The organism is Tenacibaculum holothuriorum (assembly GCF_002120225.1).
Classification (GTDB): domain Bacteria; phylum Bacteroidota; class Bacteroidia; order Flavobacteriales; family Flavobacteriaceae; genus Polaribacter; species Polaribacter holothuriorum.
The window spans coordinates 155497-172240 of sequence record NZ_LAPZ01000001.1 but is presented as its reverse complement, the minus strand read 5'-3'; the positions used below and the strand labels follow the sequence as shown (position 1 = coordinate 172240).

General features: G+C 29.7%; 17 protein-coding genes and 1 pseudogene. 12 read left to right on the top strand and 6 right to left on the bottom strand.

The features are described from left to right. The first annotated feature begins 19 nt into the window (after window positions 1-19). The 3 genes from tsaE to WH52_RS00860 all read left to right on the top strand — a co-directional run bounded on the left by tsaE (window position 20) and on the right by WH52_RS00860 (window position 2488). Window positions 20-433: a tRNA (adenosine(37)-N6)-threonylcarbamoyltransferase complex ATPase subunit type 1 TsaE gene (tsaE, locus tag WH52_RS00875; protein WP_086029029.1), complete on the top strand. Its 414-nt coding sequence runs from the start codon at window positions 20-22 to the stop codon at window positions 431-433. Beyond that, entirely contained in the window at window positions 433-1629 is a 1197-nt protein-coding gene (locus WH52_RS00870; RefSeq protein WP_086029028.1) for an alanine dehydrogenase, read from the top strand. Before tsaE ends, WH52_RS00870 begins: the two co-directional genes overlap by 1 nt. A gap of 487 nt (window positions 1630-2116) precedes the next feature. Further along, on the top strand, window positions 2117-2488 hold the full coding sequence (locus tag WH52_RS00860; RefSeq protein WP_086029026.1) for a DUF4258 domain-containing protein: 372 nt from the start codon (window positions 2117-2119) through the stop codon (window positions 2486-2488). 80 nt (window positions 2489-2568) lie between these two features. Here WH52_RS00860 and WH52_RS00855 read toward each other — a convergent pair whose 3' ends face one another. Together WH52_RS00855 and recQ are read right to left on the bottom strand one after the other, a co-directional pair. Continuing rightward, a complete protein-coding gene (locus WH52_RS00855) occupies window positions 2569-3162 on the bottom strand; it encodes a YdeI/OmpD-associated family protein (protein WP_086029025.1) in 594 nt (197 codons plus the stop codon). A gap of 3 nt (window positions 3163-3165) precedes the next feature. After that, entirely contained in the window at window positions 3166-5346 is a 2181-nt protein-coding gene (gene recQ, locus WH52_RS00850; RefSeq protein ID WP_086029392.1) for a DNA helicase RecQ, read from the bottom strand. 159 nt (window positions 5347-5505) lie between these two features. On the opposite strand from recQ, the gene WH52_RS00845 reads away from it, so the two are divergent. The 6 genes and pseudogenes from WH52_RS00845 (at window position 5506) to WH52_RS00820 (ending at window position 11104) form a co-directional block, all read left to right on the top strand. Next, window positions 5506-6477 (top strand): KpsF/GutQ family sugar-phosphate isomerase, encoded by a 972-nt coding sequence (locus WH52_RS00845; protein WP_086029391.1) that lies wholly within the window; start codon window positions 5506-5508, stop codon window positions 6475-6477. A gap of 1 nt (window position 6478) precedes the next feature. Continuing rightward, complete coding sequence (gene tatC / locus WH52_RS00840) at window positions 6479-7300, top strand: twin-arginine translocase subunit TatC (protein WP_086029024.1); 822 nt, start codon at window positions 6479-6481, stop codon at window positions 7298-7300. After that, window positions 7275-7622 (top strand): carboxymuconolactone decarboxylase family protein, encoded by a 348-nt coding sequence (locus tag WH52_RS00835; RefSeq protein ID WP_086029390.1) that lies wholly within the window; start codon window positions 7275-7277, stop codon window positions 7620-7622. The genes tatC and WH52_RS00835 overlap by 26 nt, the downstream gene beginning before the upstream one ends. 66 nt (window positions 7623-7688) lie before the next feature. Further along, window positions 7689-8423, top strand: a pseudogene (gene lptB / locus WH52_RS00830) (LPS export ABC transporter ATP-binding protein); the annotation flags it as partial. A gap of 523 nt (window positions 8424-8946) precedes the next feature. Then, on the top strand, window positions 8947-10230 hold the full coding sequence (locus tag WH52_RS00825) for an APC family permease (protein ID WP_086029023.1): 1284 nt from the start codon (window positions 8947-8949) through the stop codon (window positions 10228-10230). Between the two features lie 10 nt (window positions 10231-10240). Continuing rightward, the gene (locus WH52_RS00820) at window positions 10241-11104 is read left to right on the top strand and encodes a YihY/virulence factor BrkB family protein (RefSeq protein ID WP_158091339.1); all 864 of its coding nucleotides are present in this window, start codon (window positions 10241-10243) and stop codon (window positions 11102-11104) included. A gap of 24 nt (window positions 11105-11128) precedes the next feature. Here the strand turns inward: WH52_RS00820 and WH52_RS00815 are convergent, their stop codons facing one another. Next, entirely contained in the window at window positions 11129-11554 is a 426-nt protein-coding gene (locus tag WH52_RS00815) for a GNAT family N-acetyltransferase (RefSeq protein ID WP_086029021.1), read from the bottom strand. After that, window positions 11554-12294, bottom strand: coding sequence for a CDP-alcohol phosphatidyltransferase family protein (locus WH52_RS00810; protein ID WP_198938346.1), 741 nt, complete (start codon window positions 12292-12294; stop codon window positions 11554-11556). The genes WH52_RS00815 and WH52_RS00810 overlap by 1 nt, the downstream gene beginning before the upstream one ends. Before the next feature lie 92 nt (window positions 12295-12386). Between WH52_RS00810 and WH52_RS00805 the strand changes: the two genes are divergently transcribed. The 3 genes from WH52_RS00805 (at window position 12387) to WH52_RS00795 (ending at window position 15673) form a co-directional block, all read left to right on the top strand. Continuing rightward, complete coding sequence (locus WH52_RS00805) at window positions 12387-13373, top strand: YheT family hydrolase (protein ID WP_086029020.1); 987 nt, start codon at window positions 12387-12389, stop codon at window positions 13371-13373. A gap of 61 nt (window positions 13374-13434) precedes the next feature. Further along, window positions 13435-14499, top strand: coding sequence for a putative type IX sorting system protein PorV2 (locus WH52_RS00800; RefSeq protein WP_449451372.1), 1065 nt, complete (start codon window positions 13435-13437; stop codon window positions 14497-14499). 1 nt (window position 14500) lies between these two features. Then, on the top strand, window positions 14501-15673 hold the full coding sequence (locus WH52_RS00795) for a lipoprotein N-acyltransferase Lnb domain-containing protein (RefSeq protein WP_086029019.1): 1173 nt from the start codon (window positions 14501-14503) through the stop codon (window positions 15671-15673). Here WH52_RS00795 and aroQ read toward each other — a convergent pair. Together aroQ and WH52_RS00785 are read right to left on the bottom strand one after the other, a co-directional pair. Beyond that, a complete protein-coding gene (aroQ, locus tag WH52_RS00790) occupies window positions 15658-16074 on the bottom strand; it encodes a type II 3-dehydroquinate dehydratase (protein ID WP_086029018.1) in 417 nt (138 codons plus the stop codon). The two genes, WH52_RS00795 and aroQ, sit on opposite strands and share 16 nt — an antisense overlap. 80 nt (window positions 16075-16154) lie before the next feature. Next, the gene (locus WH52_RS00785; protein WP_086029017.1) at window positions 16155-16682 is read right to left on the bottom strand and encodes a porin family protein; all 528 of its coding nucleotides are present in this window, start codon (window positions 16680-16682) and stop codon (window positions 16155-16157) included. Window positions 16683-16744: the final 62 nt, after the last annotated feature.

Here is a 16744-nt window from a genome sequence, read left to right as displayed (position 1 = left end):
CTTTTATATTTTTGCCTTTATGAACAGAGATTATTCATTAGAAGAATTACCAAGTGTAGCAAAAGAACTTATTAGTAACGTGCCAAACAAAGTTTTGCTTTTTAATGGTGAAATGGGAGCTGGTAAAACAACTCTTATAAAAGAAGTTTGTAAAGAACTGGGAATAGAAGATGTTACCCACTCTCCTACTTTTTCTTTGGTAAACGAATATTTATCAAATAAAGGAGAAACGGTGTATCATTTCGATTTTTATAGAATTGAAGATGAAGAAGAAGCATATGACATGGGAGTTGAAGATTATCTTTACAGTAATAATTGGTGCTTAATTGAATGGCCAGAGAATGTTAAAAATTTACTACCTTTAGAAGCTATAGACATTCAAATAACCGTTTTACCTAACGGAAAACGTAACATACAACTAAAACAAAATTAATGAGTTCAATTACACCATTTACCAAAGAACAATTGATGCCACAACCAGAAATGCTTGAAATTAAAAAGCAAAAAGGCGAATTGTTTATTGGATTACCCAAAGAAACTCATTTCGAAGAAAAAAGAATTAGCTTAACACCCGATGCAGTTTCTGCTCTTGTAGCTCACGGACATAGAGTTGTTATTGAAACAGGCGCTGGTGAAGGTGCAAATTACAGTGATAAAGAGTACTCTGATGCTGGTGCTAAAGTTTCTTACGATGTAAAAGAAGCTTTTGCTTGTAACATCGTTTTAAAAGTAGAACCTCCTTCTTTAGACGAAGTTAAAATGATGAATCCGCAAGCAGTTTTAATTTCTGCTTTGCAACTAAAAACTCAAAATAAAAAATACTTTCAAGCATTGGCTAAAAAACGTATTACAGCTATTGCTTTCGATTTTATTAAAGATGAACACGGATTTTATCCAATATTAAAATCCCTTAGTGAAGTTGCTGGTATTGCTTCAATGCACATAGCAGCAGAATTAATGTCTACTGCAAGTGGTGGTAATGGTTTGTTAATGGGAAATATTGGTGGTGTCCCACCATCAGATGTTGTTATTCTTGGTGCAGGTACAGTTGGAGAATTAGCAGCAAAAACAGCTATTGGTTTAGGCGCAAGAGTAAAAGTTTTCGATAACTCTATTACCAAACTTCGTAAACTACAAGCTTGTGTTCCTGCTCCTATATACACATCAACAGTGCAACCCAAAACATTGGTAAAAGCACTTATGCGTTGTGATGTTGCTATTGGTGCTATTAGAGGAAAAGATCGTTCTCCAGTAATTGTTACTGAAGGAATGATTGAGCAAATGAAAGACGGAGCCGTAATTGTTGATGTTAGTATTGATCGTGGTGGATGTTTTGAAACTTCAAAAGTAACCACACATAGCAAGCCTACTTTTAAACAACATGGAGTAATACATTATTGTGTACCAAACATTCCATCAAGATATGCGCGTACCGCTTCAGTTTCTATAAGTAATATATTTACTCCATATTTATTAGATATTGCTGAAGAAGGTGGATTTGAAAATGCTGCTCGATTTGATAAAAGTTTACGAAACGGAATGTATTTTTATCACGGAATTTTAACTAATAAAACCGTAGCCGACTGGTTTGATTTACCTTATAGAGACATTAACTTATTGATAATTTAGCACTTAAAACGTATTACTTTGATTAAAAAAGAAAAGTTTACAATTAATACTTCCACATTTGATAGCTTTATACTTAAAATTCAAAAGAACCCTAACTTAACATTGATAAAAACTTCTAAAGATAGTTTTATAATTAAATCTAGAAATTCATTCAAATATTTCTTTTTTGACTTAAATCCAGGTCATATTAATTCAATAAAAATAAATGGATTAGTAAAAAATATAGATGATAAAAAACTAGTATTAAATTTTGAAATAAAAATTAATATTGAGTTCTACATCTTAATGTTCTTTTATTTACTTATTTCTTTTTTTGTTTATCTAAATTATAAATCAGTGTCTATTTATATACTTTTGATTATACCTTTAATTTTATTCTTTTGTTATAATTCGTATAAAACAAATGAAAGTATATTATATAATAACGTAAAATCATTATTAAAAGAATAATATAACTTCTTATTTTTGCATTCTCAAAATCAAAATCATGCAATTACTTAAACGTGTTGGTTATTATTTAATAGGTGTAGCATTAGGCTCTGTGGCTGTAATGTATTTCTGGAAACAAAAAGATGTTTCTTTTGACTACGGAATGGATGCTCGTACTTTAAAAACCATTCGTATTAAAAAGCGTTTATTTTCAAAAGAAGCCAAAGAAGTAATGGCTTCTAAACAAATTGACACTGGTACAATCTCAACTATTTTAACATATGCTGATGTTGATTTTAGCAAAAGTAAACCTCGCTTAAAACCTTGTGCAGAATACTATATTACAGGAAAAGATAGTTTAGAAAACATTCACCTATATGTTGTTAGGTGCGATTCTACTTCTACTATACAAAAAGTAATTATAAAATAAACTTTGTCATTGCGAATGAAATGAAGCAATCTCTTAATCAATAATTACTTTATCATGTATCTGTAATAGGTTTAAAATCTTTAACAATTTTTGTACTTGTCGTGCAAGCCTTTTCCGTCTAATATCATCGGAATTATTTTTTGCAAACGATTCTGTTTCGTAGCTTCTCTTTTTGCACTAGCAATATGTTCTGCATATTCTCTTTTTTTACTTAATGAAAAAGCTTCGAACTGATCTTTTAATTTTTGATTATTATCTAGAGCATCTTGCAATTCTTTAGGTATAACTACTGGTTTAGTATTTCTTTTAGGTTTTATTGATAATCCTTTTTCTTCATTATCAATTGCTTCTAAAACATATTGTTTTACCAATTCTTCATTAAGGTCTGCTAAACTTTCAAATCGCCATTGGCGCATAGCTTTAGTTTTTCCTTCTTGAGCATTCATTAAAACTTTTGCTTCATCTTTTAAAAATACCCCTTGATGAAACCACAAACCAAAATAGTTTTTAAAAGCTGCAATTCCCAAGATGTTTTTACCTTTATACAAGTACGCAGGAGCGCTCCATTTTATAGCTTCTTCTAAAGGTAGTTTTAACAAAATTGAGCGCAAAACTTGTAATTCTTGCGCCCATTTTTCTTTTGAATTTATATATTCAGTAACTTTTTTATTCATATTTTAATTAGCTACGTCACTAGTAAATTTAATACGCATTAAACGCAATTCTTCATCATCATAATCTCCATCAAATTCATCTAATGCTTCTTGAATTTTATCGGTTTCAGATTCCATAAAATACTCATGAATCTCTTCTTGCTGATCTTCATCTAACAAGTCATCAATAGCATAATCTATGTTCAGTTTTGTTCCTGAAAACACAATAGCTTCCATTTCTTTAATCAACTCCCCCATTTCTAACCCTTTAGAAGAAGCAATATCTTCTAATGGTAATTTTCTATCGGTGTTTTGAATAATGTAAAGCTTTAATCCAGAATTGATTCCTGTACTTTTTACAATTAAATCGTCTGGTCTTATTATGTCGTTTTCTTCAACATAATCTGCTATTAATTTGATAAAATCTTTACCATATTTCTTAGCCTTACCTTCTCCTACTCCATGAACCTTAGCTAATTCATCAATAGTTATAGGATATTTTAAAGCCATATCATCTAAAGAAGGATCTTGAAAAACAGCATATGGAGGAACATTTAAACGTTTACCAACTTTTTTACGTAAGTCTTTTAAGATTTCAACTAATTTATTATCAACTCCTCCTGCAGATTTGGTATTGGTAATTATGGTTCCATCATCATCTGTTTCATAAATATGATTTTCAGTCATCATAAAAGAAGTAGGAGCATCTATAAACGCTTTTCCTTCTTTTGTTAACTTAACAACACCATATTGCTCTATTTCTTTTCGAATAAAACCAGCGACTAAAATCTGACGTATTAACGCCATCCAATAATGCTCATCTTTATCTTTTCCTATACCAAAGAAAGGCTGTTCCGTAGTTTTATGAGACTTTAAAATGGCATTTTCTTTACCAATCATTGTATTCACCAACTCTTTTGGCTTATACATTTCATTAGTCTTCTTGATAACAGATAAGATTTTAACAACCTCGTCTTGAGCTTCGTGCTTCTTTTTAGGATTACGCATGTTGTCGTCCATATCTGCACCAGGACCATTTACATCGTCAAATTCCTCACCGAAGTAATGCAATAAATACTTACGACGATTCATTGAAGTTTCAGCATATCCTACGACTTCCTGTAACAAAGCATGCCCTACCTCTTGCTCTGCAACAGGCTTGTTAGCCATAAATTTTTCTAACTTCTCTATATCTTTATAAGAGTAGAATGTTAAACAATGTCCTTCTCCTCCATCACGACCTGCTCTACCCGTTTCTTGATAGTAGCTTTCTAAACTTTTTGGAATATCATGGTGAATTACAAAACGAACATCGGGTTTGTCAATTCCCATACCAAAAGCAATAGTTGCTACTACCACATCACATTCTTCCATCAAAAACATGTCTTGATGTCTTGCTCTAGTTTTTGCATCAAAACCAGCGTGATAAGGAACCGCGTTAATTCCGTTTACTTGAAGTACTTGAGCTATTTCTTCTACTTTTTTTCTACTTAAACAGTAAATAACTCCAGATTTACCAGGTCGTTGCTTAACAAACCTAATAATATCTTTTTCTACTTCTTTAGTTTTAGGTCGAACTTCATAAAATAAGTTCGCTCTGTTAAATGATGCTTTAAATACATTGGCATCACTCATACCTAAAGTTTTAAGAATATCTTCTTGAACTTTTTCGGTCGCTGTAGCTGTAAGCCCAATAATAGGTACATTATCAATTTGTTTGATAATGTTTCTTAAATTTCTGTATTCTGGTCTAAAGTCATGACCCCATTCAGAAATACAGTGAGCTTCATCAATAGCTACAAACGATATTTTTTGTTGCCTTAAAAACTCTACATATTCTTCTTTTATTAACGATTCTGGAGCTACGTACAATAGTTTAGTAACCCCGTTTTGTATATCAGTTTTTACTTGATTTACTTCTGTTTTGTTTAATGAAGAATTTAATACGTGTGCTATACCAGGGTTTTCTGAAATACCTCGAATAGCATCTACTTGGTTCTTCATTAACGCAATAAGGGGAGAAACAACTATAGCAGTACCTTCTTTCATTAATGCAGGAAGTTGGTAACATAACGATTTACCACCTCCTGTTGGCATAATTACAAAAGTGTTTTGGTTACTTAAAATACTATTAACCACATCTTCTTGTAATCCTTTAAATTGATTAAATCCAAAAATCTTCTTTAAGGAGCCATACAAATCCATCTGCTCTTTATTCATCTTCTAATCTAAAAATTAAAAATGCGAACTAATTTACAAAAATCTTTAAATACAAATATTAAAAAAGTTTCTTTTTTTATTCGAGTTTTAGTACTTAAAATATTGCTATTTTTACGTTTTAAAATTCACACTAATTATTTTGTTTTGAAACAATCTAACGATATATTAAATATAGCAAAAGAAACTATACTTTTAGAAAGTAAAACTATTGCTAATTTAGTAAAATTACTAGACAATTCGTTTTCTGATGCTGTTAATTACATATTAAATTCTAACGGACGTGTAATTGTTACTGGAATTGGAAAAAGTGCTAACATAGCTAATAAAATTGTTGCTACTTTAAATTCTACAGGAACTCCTGCTATATTTATGCATGCAGCCGATGCTATTCATGGTGATTTAGGAATTGTACAAAAAAACGATGTTGTTATTTGTATTTCTAAAAGTGGTAATACTCCTGAAATAAAAGTTTTAGTTCCTTTAATTAAGAATTCTGACAATAAAATTATTGCTATTACTGGTAATCCTGATTCTTTTTTAGGAACAAATGCAGATTTTTTATTGAATTCTTATGTTGAAAAAGAAGCATGCCCAAACAATTTAGCTCCTACAACAAGTACTACAGCTCAATTAGTTCTAGGGGATGCTCTAGCAGTTTCTTTATTAGAATTAAGAGGATTTACAAGTAGCGATTTTGCAAAATATCACCCAGGAGGTGCTTTAGGTAAACGCTTATACTTAAGAGTTTCAGATTTAATTAAGAACAATCAAATTCCTAAAGTTTCAGCTGAAGATAAAATAACTAATGTAATTGTAGAGATTTCTGAAAAAAGGCTTGGTGTAACAGCTGTTTTAAACTCAGAAGAAAAATTAGTTGGAATTATTACTGATGGTGATATTCGTAGAATGTTAAGTAAAACTACACAGATTGAGAACTTAACAGCTCAAGATATTATGAGCAGTAATCCGAAAACAATTAATGTAAATGCTATGGCTGTAGATGCTTTAGATACATTAGAAAACAATAGTATTTCACAAATCTTAGTAACTGATGACAATAACGAGTATGTTGGTGTTGTTCATTTACATGATATAATTAAAGAAGGTATTTTTTAATATGGTAGAAAAAGAAATGTCTTTTTTAGACCATCTTGAAGAACTCAGATGGCATTTAGTAAGAAGTTTTGCTGCTATTTTTATAATAGCTATTTTGATTTTTATCAATATAAACTTTGTTTTTGATGAAGTTTTATTAGCACATTTAAAACCTGACTTTTCTACTTATACTTTCTTTTGTAAAGTATTTTCTTCTATAGGGATTGATAGTAGTTTTTGTAATATCAATTTTAAGCAAACATTACAAGCTTTAAATCCTACACAACAATTAATGACAGGGATTTGGTCTTCATTAATTTTAGGATTCGTGGTTGCTTTTCCTTATATATTATGGGAAATGTGGCGTTTTGTAGCTCCTGGATTACACAGTTCTGAACGTAAAAAATCAAGAGGATTTATTTTTATTTCTTCACTCCTATTCTTTTTAGGAGTATTATTTAGTTACTATGTAATTTTACCAATGTCTGTATATTTCTTTTACAATTTTGAAATTTCAGATTCAATTCAAAATAACTTTAAACTAGAAGCATATATAAGCTTAATCACCAATACATTATTAGGTGTTGCTGTTTTCTTTGAATTACCAGTATTAATCTACTTTTTATCTAAAATTGGATTAATCACTCCTCAGTTTTTAAGAAAATATCGTAAACATGCTTTAGTAGTAGTATTAGTACTTTCGGCAATTATCACTCCGCCAGATGTAGCGAGTCAAGTAATCGTTGCTGTACCTATTATGATATTATACGAAATAAGTATTCATATTTCTAACCTTGTTATTAAAAAACAACAAAAAAATGTCTCAAAAAGTCCAAGAGTTTAACGACTATCGTTCTAGAATGAACGACAAAATATTAGGTTCTGATAACAAGGTTATCAAACGTATTTTCAACTTAGACACCAACGCTTATAAAGAAGGTCATCTTTCAATAAAAACCAAAGAATTATTAGGTTTAGTAGCTTCTGCAGTATTACGTTGTGACGATTGTATTGCCTATCATTTAGAAACAGCTCATAAAAACGGAGTTACCAAAGAAGAAATGATGGAAACGATGAGTATTGCTACTTTAGTCGGTGGTACAATTGTAATTCCTCATTTAAGAAGAGCTGTTGAGTTCTGGGAAGCTTTAGAAGAAAACAGTTAACAAATTATTAAGCGTTTTAATAATAGTATTACATTACTTTAGCATCGTAAAACTCTAAATACATACATGAAATTAAGAGCAGATAATATTCAAAAAATATACGGTAATCGTAAGGTTGTAAAAGGAATTTCTTTAGAAGTAGAGCAAGGAGAAATTATTGGTTTATTAGGTCCTAACGGAGCTGGAAAAACCACTTCTTTCTACATGATTGTAGGGATGATTAAGCCAAATTTTGGTCAAATTTTCCTTGATGATGAAGAAATTACTACCGACGCTATGTACAAACGTGCTCAAAAAGGTATTGGATATTTAGCTCAAGAAGCTTCTGTTTTTAGAAAATTATCGGTTGAAGATAATATAATGTCGGTATTAGAATTTACAGATCGCACAAAAGCTGAAAGAAAACAACGCTTAGAAGAACTTATTGACGAATTCAGTTTAAGTCATGTACGAAAAAACAGAGGAGATTTACTTTCGGGTGGTGAGCGACGTAGAACCGAAATTGCTCGTTGTTTAGCTTCAGATCCTAAGTTTATTTTATTAGACGAACCTTTTGCAGGAGTAGATCCAATTGCTGTAGAAGATATTCAAGGAATTGTAGCTCAGTTAAAAAATAAAAATATCGGAATTTTAATTACCGATCATGATGTACAAGCTACTTTAGCTATTACCGACAGAACTTATTTAATGTATAATGGTGGAATTTTAAAAGAAGGAACACCAGAAGAATTAGCAGAAGATGAAACTGTTCGTAGAGTTTATTTAGGGCAAGACTTTGAGCTAAAGAAAAAGAACTTTGACAATAACGACAAAGCTTCAAAAAGTGAATTTGTAATTTCTAACACGAATGAAGAAGATGTAACAACTTCTTTTACCAAGCTTTGTGATGAATTCAATCTAAAAGGAGGTTTCGGAGTATATAAAAAGATAAGTGATGTAAATACGTTCTTAGTAATACCTTACGATAAACTGAGTTTTACCGATTTTTCTAAGATGTGTTTAAGTCTTTCTAAATCACCTATAGTAAAAGACGATTCGAAAACTATTGGTAACATGCAAGTTTCAGATCATTCTTACCAAAAAATAGCAAATTTTAACGATTGGGTTAATTTTGAAATCACAACAGAAAATTTAATTTTAACAAATAGGAATAATGAAAATTGGAATATTCTTTCCAATTTAAGTTATGCTAAAAACAAAGAAGTTTCTAAAGAGTTTATTGAAAGTAAAACATCATTAAGCGAATATCACTTTATTTCAGATATTTCTACTTCATCATAATTTTTTATTCTAAAATTGATTAATTTAGGCAAAAAACAACTTTATGCCTAAAAAAATTGGATTAAAAGAAGCCATGTCTATCGGTATTGGAGGTATGGTAGGTGGTGGTATTTTTGCTGTTCTAGGTTTAGCTGCAGCCATGGCCAAAGGAGGAACACCAGTTTCTTTTTTAATTGCTGGTACTATTGCTTTAATTACTTCATATAGTTACGTAAAACTCTCATTAAAATACCCAGACCGAGGTGGTACTGTTAAGTTTATAAATCAAGGATTTGGCATTGGTATTTTTAGTGGAGGAATTAATAACCTTCTTTGGATTAGCTATATAATTATGCTTGCGCTTTATGCTTCTGCTTTTGGCAGCTACGCTCCTAACCTTTTTCAATTAACAAGTGATAAAGTTATCGACTCTCATATTTATGCCACTACAATTGTAATTATTGCTACAGCAATAAATTATTATAGTATTGCTGTTGTTGGTAAAATTGAATCATATGCCGTTATTATTAAACTTATAATCCTACTAAGCTTTGTTGTTGTAGGTGTTTATGGTTTATTTGGCAATCCTCATTTAGGACAATTATCTCCCGAACACTGGGAATCTCCGTTTAAATTAGTAACTGCTGGTATGGTAATTTTTGTAGCATACGAAGGGTTTGAACTTATTGCTAATGCAGCACCAGATATTGAAAACCCTGAAAAAAACATACCTAGAGCATACTTTTGGAGTGTTATTTTTGTAATTATTCTTTACATAATTATTGCAACAGTTACAGTAGGTTCATTAGCTTTTTCTGATATTGCTACTGCACAAGATTATGTTTTGGCAGAAGCTGCAAAACCAATGTTAGGTAAAATTGGTTTTACAATTATAACAGTTGCAGCATTAATTTCTACATTTTCAGCTATAAATGCTTCATTATATGGTGGTAGTAGAGTAAATTATGAAATTGCAGAAGATGATGAATTACCAAATGAGTTTACTCATAAACTATGGAATCAACCAATAGGATTATTCATTACAGCAGTAGCTACCATTGTTTTAGTAAACACATTAAAACTAGAAAGTATTTCTACTGCTGGTAGTGTTGGATTTTTATTAATTTTTGCTATTGTTAATTTTTCGGGCTACAAACTTCGCAAGAATACTAATAGTAATGCTTGGATTCCTTTAATTGGATTTATTTTATGTTTAACAGCTATGTTTGCTTTACTTATAGATCATTATTCTAAAAGTAAAACTGATGTTTTTATTGCTGTTGGTATCATTGTTTTTTGTTTTATTATAGAATATATTTACAAACAAACCGAACATAAAAAACAATAAACTAATTTCTGTGTTTAAATTTTTAAAACAAGTTTTCTTACACTTTTTTAATAGTAATACTTTTCAAAAAGGTGCTGCATTGGCGTATTATGCTGTGTTTTCTATATTTCCTATTATAATTATTTTGGTTTCTATTTTAGGATTAATCTTTGGAAAAGAAGCTATTTCTGGAGAAATTTATAATCAACTACAAGATGTCTTAGGAAAAGAAGCTTCAATACAAATTCAAGCTATTATAAAAAACCAACATCAAAATCATAACTCAGTATTAACTACAATTATTGGTTTTTCTACACTATTATTAAGTGCTTCTGGTATGTTTGGGCAAATACACAATGCTTTTAATGGAGTTTGGAATCTTAAAGCTAAACCAAAAAACGGATTAATACGATATTTTACGAAACACTTTTTTTCATTTAGTCTTCTATTACTTCTATTTTTTATTTTGGTAATTAGCAGTAGTATAAATAGTTATTTAATTCAGTTTTACGATAGTTTGCACACTAATTATAAAGTAGTTTTAACTTATGAGCATTTAGCTTCATTTGCTGTATCTACTGTCCTATTTTCATTAATGTTCTTGTTTTTAGGAGATGCAAAAATTAATTTTAAACCCATGATTTTAGGAGGAATATTTACTGCTTTTTTATTCTCTTTAGGTAAAATAGGTATTAGTTATTACCTTGGGAAAAGCCATTTGTCAACTACTTTTGGAACTGCTAGTATTTTGGCTTTAATAATGCTTTGGGTTTATTATACATCTCAAATACTATTTTTAGGTGCTTCTTTTGTAAAAATATATAGCGACTTTTCAAACGCTCCTATACAAGCAAATGATAATGCTGTACTTATTACTGAACATGAAATTTCATAAAAAAAGGAAGCTATAGCTTCCTTTTTATTTTAATTCTTTTTTAAAAAACACATGGGCTTCTCCCTCTTTAGGGTAATCTTTTATTCTTCCAATTTCATCGTAACCCATTTTTACATAAAACGTTTCTGCTTGAAAAGAAAAAGTATCTAAAGTTACCATTATTGCTCCATTTTCTTTAGCTTTTTCTTCCGCCATTTGCAATATTTTTGTACCTAAGCCTTTGCCTCTTTCATTTTTATCTATCCAAAAAATTCTTACATAGAAACCTGCATAATACCCTACATGTCCTAGAATTCCGCCAACAATTTTTCCTTCATCGTTCTTTGCTACTAGCTCTATAGGTGTATAAACATCTTCTAAAAACCAATCTAATTGTTTCTTGTTATAAGCATTTAATCCGTTTACAATTTGTTGTGCTTCTTCTCTTCCTTTACAAACTTCAATTTTCATTATTTTCTTACTAAATTGTTTATAAGTGACAATATAATGTATAACAAAATAATTATTGGAATTGCTACAATTTTCAGTACTATTAGTAGTACTATTGATAATAAAAGAAATAGATATTTTATCTCATTTCCTTTAAACCCAAAGCTTTTAAATTTTAAAGAAAATAACGGTAATTCAGCATTCATTAAATAGCTAAACAAAAATGTTATTGCTAATAAAAAGTATTTGTTTTGAATTAATTCTATAAAGAAGTTAAATGATGAATATTCTAAAATTAGCGGTAATGATATTACAAATAAGCTCATTGCTGGTGTTGGAACTCCAATAAAACTATCAGATTGACGTTCATCAATATTAAATTTTGCTAATCTATAACAAGCAAACAACGTAAGTAATAGACCGATATATGGTAAATTGCTTCCTGTTTTTCCGTAGGCATCTACACCAAAGTAACCAACGGCATCAATATCAATAGCATTTACCAATAATTGCATCATTACTAAACCAGGAACAACTCCGCTAGTAACCATATCAGCCAAAGAATCTAATTGTTTTCCTAATTCTCCTTGTACTTTTAATAATCTTGCAGCAAAACCATCTAAAAAATCAAATCCTATACCTAAAATTACAAGTACTGCAGTAGCATAAAAATCTCCTTTTATAGCAAAAACTGTAGCTAATGTTCCGCAGAACAAATTTCCTAAAGTTAATGTATTTGGTATATGTTTTTTAATATTCATGAGTCCCAATTTTATACGAAAATAGAAATATTGGGCGATTTTTTATTATTTTTCACTCAATTAGTTTATTCTTAAAAAAAATATTTCAATAAATGCCTGTAATTCAATCAGATTTTAAACCAAGTTTTCCTTTTAAAAGTGCGCACTTTAATACTGTTTATAGACCTCTTTTTATGAAAGATACTATAGCTTATCAGAGAAAAAGACTTACTACTTGGGATCATGATTTTATTGATTTAGATTTTTCAACCGTAAATTCTAATTCTTTAGCTATTTTAATTCATGGATTAGAAGGAAGCTCTCAATCTAATTATATGATAACAACTTCTAATAAACTAAATAGTATTGGTATTGATACTGTATGCATGAATTTAAGAGGTTGTAGCGGAGAGGATAACTTACTACTAGAAACCTATCATAGCGGAAAAACTGATGATGTAGACTTTGTCATAAAACATCTTTCTGAAAACTATCATTATGACTCTATTGTAATGATAGGCTTTAGTTTAGGAGGCAATTTAACCTTAAAATACTTAGGAGAATATGATGATATACCAGCAAAAATTAAAGGAGGAATTGCAGTTTCTGTTCCTGTAGATTTAACAACATCACAAGCAGAACTTACTAAACTAAAAAACAAAGTTTATATGGATGAGTTTTTAAAAACCATGCGTTTAAAACTTTTAGAAAAAGCCCATAAATTCCCTGATTTTAAACTTGATAAAGAGTTGTTATTTAAAGCTACAAAATTTCGCCATTTAGAAAAGCAGTATACAATTCCTGTATTTGGTTTTAAAAGTTCAGAAGATTATTGGAAAAAAGCTAGTGCTAAACCTTACATTCCTAAAATAAAGCACAACACTTTACTTATTAACTCTTTAGATGACAGTTTTTTATCACCAGAATGTTATCCTATTGAGGAAGCAAATTCTCTAAACAATTTCCACTTAATGACCCCAAAATATGGAGGGCATGTTGGTTTTATGGAAACCTTTAGTAATGAAGAAAATAGATGGTTAGAAAATAAAATTTGTCAATTCATTAATGAAAAATTAAACATTATCCCAACAACAATATAACCGAAAAAACATAGTTATTTTATTGGGAATTCAGATATTTGTAAACACACAAATTTTAAGATTGAAAACAAGGTTACTACTTTTATTTTTCTTCATTACATCGGTAATGGTAGCACAATTTAGAAATTACTCAAACGAATTTTTAAATATTGGAGTCGATGCAGCAGCTTTAGGTATGAGTAAATCAGTCGTTGCAACTAGCAACGACGTAAATGCCATTTACTGGAATCCTGCAGGGTTGGTAAATATTGAAGATTACCAAGGTGCTTTAATGCACGCTACTTATTTTGCAGGAATCGCAAATTACAATTATGCTGCTTTTGCAATGCCTGTTGATGACAGAAGTGCATTAGCACTTTCTATTATAAGGTTTGGAGTTGATGATATCCTGAATACAACAGAACTTATCGATAGTCAAGGAAATATCGATTACAATCGTATTAGCCTTTTCTCTGCTGCCGATTATGCTTTTAATGTTTCTTATGCGCGAAAAATGCTTTTAGACGGATTTCAATTAGGAGTAAATGCTAAAATTGTACGACGTGTAATTGGGGATTTTGCAACTTCTTGGGGATTTGGTTTCGATGCCGGAATTCAATTTGAAAGAAATAATTGGAAATTCGGATTAATGGTTAGAGATATTACTACAACATTTAATGTTTGGAGTATTAACAAAGCCGAATTTGATAAAATTAAAAATGCAATTTCTGGTCAAAACCAAGAATTACCAGAAACTAATGAAATAACCAAACCAAAAGCTCAACTTGGTGTTGCAAAATCATTTGAAATTTCTCGTTCTTTTAATCTTTTAACAGAATTTGATTTGAATATGCGTTTTGCTCAAACTAATGATATTATTTCATCTAGTTTTTTGAGCATAGATCCTGCATTAGGATTTCAGCTAGACTATGAAAGAATGGTATTTTTACGTGCTGGAGTTGGAAATTTTCAAAATATTACCGAATTTGATGGAAGTAAATCTATTTCTGTTCAACCAAACTTTGGTGTAGGTTTTAAATATAAAGGTATTCAAATAGATTATGCCTTAACCAATATAGGTAGCGTTGGAAACGCCTTATATTCCAACATTTTTTCAATAAAATTCGATTATAGCTTCTTTAGATAATATGCTAAAAAAATACATAACCTCACTTCTATTCTTTGTTTTAACAAGTACTATTTTTTCTCAAGCTACAGTTAAACTTTCTATATATTCAAAAGTTAGTATTATAACTTCTGGTCCAGGAGATGCTATTTACGAAAAGTTTGGGCATACAGCTATTAGAGTTAAAGATCCCGTTTTAAATTTAGATATTCTTTACAACTTTGGAATTTTTGATTTCGACGATCCTAATTTTATTCTAAATTTTACTAAAGGATACATGAATTATAAATTGGCTGGTTATCCTTTTTATTTAGCTTTAAAAAGTGCTCAAAAAGACAAAAGATGGGTGAAAGAACAAGTTTTAAACCTTACTCAAGAACAAAAAAATAAATTCTTCTACTTTTTAGTTGATAATGCTAAACCAGAAAATGCTTCATATTTATATGATCCTTTTTTTGATAATTGTGCAACTAGACCAAGAAATATTATTCAGCAAATTTTAGGTGATAATTTAGTTTTTTCTGATGAGTTTGTTTCTCAACCTCAATCTTTACGTCAATTAATGAACAAAGAGATTAACCCAAATACTTGGGGAAGTTTAGGTATAAACATTGCCTTAGGAAGTAAATTAGATAAAATTGCTACTCCAAACGAATATTTATACTTGCCTGATTATTTATACAAAGCACTAGAAGTTTCAAAAATTAACAGTAATTCTGAAAAAAAACCTTTGGTAAAACAATCAAGAACATTACTAGAATTTAATGAGAAAGAAGCAAAAAGTGATGTTGTATCTCCTTTTTTAGTGTTTCTTTTATTAAGCCTAATCGGATTATTTATAACCTATAAAGATTATATAAATAATACTCGTACTAAATGGTTAGATTTTATATTATTCTTTTCTACTGGTTTATTTGGAGTTGTAATAGTATTTCTTTCGTTCTTTACCAACCATTCTACGGCACCAAATAATTATAATTTTTTATGGGCATTTGCTCCGAATTTAGTTATTGCCTTCTTACTATTAAAGAGTAAGCTTAAAAACTGGATTAAATATTATGTAATAATTTTAGGTGTTTTACTTATTTTAATTCCAGTTATTTGGGCACTAAAAATTCAGTTATTTCCCTTGGTATTATTACCATTTTTTATACTACTACTAATCCGTTATAGTTTTCTTTACAAGAAACTTTGAATTGCCAACTCGTAGCTTTGTAAGCCAAAACCTGTAATAACTCCTTTAGTATTGGGTGCAATAAAACTTACATGTCTAAATTCCTCTCTAGAATGTACATTTGAAATATGCACTTCTACAACAGGAGTTTCTAATCCTTTTACTGCATCTCCTATTCCGACTGAAGTATGTGTATAAGCAGCTGCATTTAAAACAATTCCATCAAAATCAAAACCAACTTCGTGAAGTTTATTTATTAGTTCACCCTCTATATTCGATTGAAAATAATCTAATTCTACCTCTGAATATTTTTCTTTTAATGCTTTGTAAAAATCTTCAAAAGAGCTAGAACCATAAATTGTTGGTTCTCTTTTTCCTAACAAATTTAAGTTAGGGCCATTTATTATGATAATTTTTTTCATTGGCTAAAAATAACGGGAATACTTTTATAAACAAAAAAAGGAAGCAAATTTGCTTCCTTTTACATATAATTTTATCTTGATTAGAATTTATAACCTACACCAATTTGAAGATAATCAACTTTTTGTGAAATATTATTTAGATTTACTCTATTTGTTAAACCTAGAGAATATCTAAAAACAATTAAAACATTTTCATCTACGTCATAACCTATTCCTCCAGCTAATCCTAAACCAAAATTATTAGCTTCTTGAGGCGTTTCATCTACAACTAAATCTAACATAGGTCCTGCTTGTAGTGAAAATTTATCTGAAACGTAAAACTTAGCTAATATCGGCATTGTTATTGAATTAACAGAATCTCCATTCTTAAATCCTGCAGAATAAGTCAGTTCTGGTTGAATTGAAAATTTATCTGAAACTTCAAAATCTACGAAAAAACCTGCAAAAAAACCACTTCCGTTTACAGATAAAGTTAAAGGTATTCCTGCTGAAGAATCAGTTGTAGATATTGAAGTCATATTAAAACCTCCAATAACACCAAAATTAGTTTCTTGAGCTGTAACAGTTAATCCAACAGCCATCATAGCAATTAATAATAATCTTTTCATAATTTTCTTAAATATTTTAATTTTTGAAATGCCAAAAATAAAAGAATTTTCAAAACTTTAAA

Coding starts and splice junctions, on each gene's coding strand:
- tsaE (WP_086029029.1), top strand. CDS start 20: ATGAACAGAGATTATTCATTAGAAGAATTACCAAGTGTAGCAAAAGAA.
- WH52_RS00870 (WP_086029028.1), top strand. CDS start 433: ATGAGTTCAATTACACCATTTACCAAAGAACAATTGATGCCACAACCA.
- WH52_RS00860 (WP_086029026.1), top strand. CDS start 2,117: ATGCAATTACTTAAACGTGTTGGTTATTATTTAATAGGTGTAGCATTA.
- WH52_RS00855 (WP_086029025.1), bottom strand. CDS start 3,162: ATGAATAAAAAAGTTACTGAATATATAAATTCAAAAGAAAAATGGGCG.
- recQ (WP_086029392.1), bottom strand. CDS start 5,346: ATGGATTTGTATGGCTCCTTAAAGAAGATTTTTGGATTTAATCAATTT.
- tatC (WP_086029024.1), top strand. CDS start 6,479: ATGGTAGAAAAAGAAATGTCTTTTTTAGACCATCTTGAAGAACTCAGA.
- WH52_RS00835 (WP_086029390.1), top strand. CDS start 7,275: ATGTCTCAAAAAGTCCAAGAGTTTAACGACTATCGTTCTAGAATGAAC.
- WH52_RS00825 (WP_086029023.1), top strand. CDS start 8,947: ATGCCTAAAAAAATTGGATTAAAAGAAGCCATGTCTATCGGTATTGGA.
- WH52_RS00815 (WP_086029021.1), bottom strand. CDS start 11,554: ATGAAAATTGAAGTTTGTAAAGGAAGAGAAGAAGCACAACAAATTGTA.
- WH52_RS00810 (WP_198938346.1), bottom strand. CDS start 12,294: ATGAATATTAAAAAACATATACCAAATACATTAACTTTAGGAAATTTG.
- WH52_RS00805 (WP_086029020.1), top strand. CDS start 12,387: ATGCCTGTAATTCAATCAGATTTTAAACCAAGTTTTCCTTTTAAAAGT.
- WH52_RS00795 (WP_086029019.1), top strand. CDS start 14,501: ATGCTAAAAAAATACATAACCTCACTTCTATTCTTTGTTTTAACAAGT.
- aroQ (WP_086029018.1), bottom strand. CDS start 16,074: ATGAAAAAAATTATCATAATAAATGGCCCTAACTTAAATTTGTTAGGA.
- WH52_RS00785 (WP_086029017.1), bottom strand. CDS start 16,682: ATGAAAAGATTATTATTAATTGCTATGATGGCTGTTGGATTAACTGTT.